This is a genomic window from Mesorhizobium sp. M7A.F.Ca.US.007.01.2.1, assembly GCF_003998165.1.
Classification (GTDB): Bacteria; Pseudomonadota; Alphaproteobacteria; order Rhizobiales; family Rhizobiaceae; genus Mesorhizobium; species Mesorhizobium ciceri.
In genome coordinates, this window is the sequence record NZ_RZQP01000457.1 from 1 (window position 1) to 1,657 (window position 1,657).

The following is a 1,657-nucleotide window of genomic DNA, read 5'->3' on the forward strand; positions in this document are numbered from 1 at the left end:
GGTCGATATCCAGTCCCAGTCCGTCGGCGGCGATCTGGGCGAAGGCGGTCCAGGCGCCTTGCCCCATGTCCTGAGCGCCGGTCTCCATCACGCCGCTGCCATCGGCTCTCAGCACCGCCCGCGCTTCGGCCTGGAACATGATCGCCGGGAAGGTCGCCGTGCCCATGCCCCAGCCGGTCAGGAAACCGTCGGCGTCGCGCATCAGCCGAGGCTGAAGCGGGCGGCTCGCCCAGCCGAACGTCTCGGCCGCTTGCCTGTAGCATTCGCGCAGCGCCTTGGAGGAAAACGGCTTGCCGGTCATCGGCTCGACCTCGGCATAGTTCCGCAGCCGGAATTCCAGCGGGTCCATGCCGCAGGCGTAGGCTGCCTCATCGATAGCGCTCTCCAGCGCGATCGAGCCGGTGGCTTCGCCGGGCGCCCGCATGAACAGCGGCGTACCGGTATCGAGCCGCACCGCATCGTGCGAGGTGGCGATGGCCGGGCTGGCATAGAGCGTGTGCGAGGCATCCGCCGCCGGTTCGAAGAAATCGTCGAACGTGCTCGACGCGGTCTTGGCGTGATGGTCGAGTGCCGTCAGCCGCCCTTCGCCATCCATGCCCATGCGCAGCGTCTGGCGCGTCGGCGCACGGTGGCCGACCGGCCCGTACATCTGCTCACGTCGCAGCACCAGCTTGACCGGACGGCCGACGAGACGCGCCGCCAGGATGCCGAGCACCTGCGGCCCGGAGATCATGCCTTTCGAACCGAAGCCGCCACCCAGGAACGGGCTGCGGATGTGGATGTTCTCCGGCGCGATGCCGAACAGGCCGGCGATGCGGCCCTGCGCCATGGCAAGGCCCTGGCTCGGTGTGTCGATCGACAGTGTGTCGCCTTCCCAGGCGACGACGATCGCATGCGGCTCCATGGCGTTGTGGTACTGGGCCGGCGTCTCGTAGGTGGCTTCGATCCGCGTCTTTGCGGATTTAAGGCCGACCTCGACATCGCCCTTGTGCTGCACGGCCGGACCGCCGACGCCGACAGCACGCGGCACGAAATTTTCGGCGCCGTCGAGGCCAACGCGCGCCGGCATCACTTCATAGCGCGGCGACAGCAGCGCCGCCCCCTCGGTCGCCGCCTCCAGCGTCTCGGCGATCACCACGGCGATGCTCTGATTGGGGTAGCGGACCTGGTCGTTCTGCAAGAGGTCGAGCCGGAACATGAAGGGATGGTCCTTGGCGTCCGGATCGGCAGCGAGCGCTGGCCGGTTCTTGGGCGTCATCACCTCGACCACGCCTCTGTATGCCTTGGCCGCCTCGACATCCAGCGCGGCGACGCGGCCGCGTGCGATGCTGCTGACCGCCAGCACGGCGTAGAGCATGCCGGGCGGATGGTTGTCGGCGGCATAGCGCGCGGCTCCGGTGACTTTCAGAAAGCCGTCGCGGCGGGTCAGCGGCTGGCCGATGCTAGAGCCTTGCCGGGCATGGGCGGGTTGCTGGTTGAGGCTGAGTTCAAGCGTCATGGCGCGCTCCAGGAATGTTCGAGAACGGGGAGGCAGGAAGGGCCGGCAGACGCTCGGGCGTTCCCGAAAGCGCAGAGATCAGCGCCCTGATCACGATGCGGCGGGCAAGCTCGATCTTGAAGGCATTGTCGCCGGAAGGGCTGGCATCGGCCAAGGCAG

General features: G+C 68.0%; 1 protein-coding gene and 1 pseudogene. Both read right to left on the minus strand.

Translation table 11 applies throughout. From position 1 onward, the window contains the following. Window positions 1–1,498: molybdopterin cofactor-binding domain-containing protein (locus EN949_RS35065; RefSeq protein WP_164782670.1), on the minus strand; the 1,498-nt coding region annotated here is incomplete at its 3' end. After that, a pseudogene (locus tag EN949_RS36975) lies at window positions 1,488–1,657 on the minus strand (xanthine dehydrogenase family protein subunit M); the annotation flags it as partial. The pseudogene EN949_RS36975 and the gene EN949_RS35065, both read right to left, overlap by 11 nt.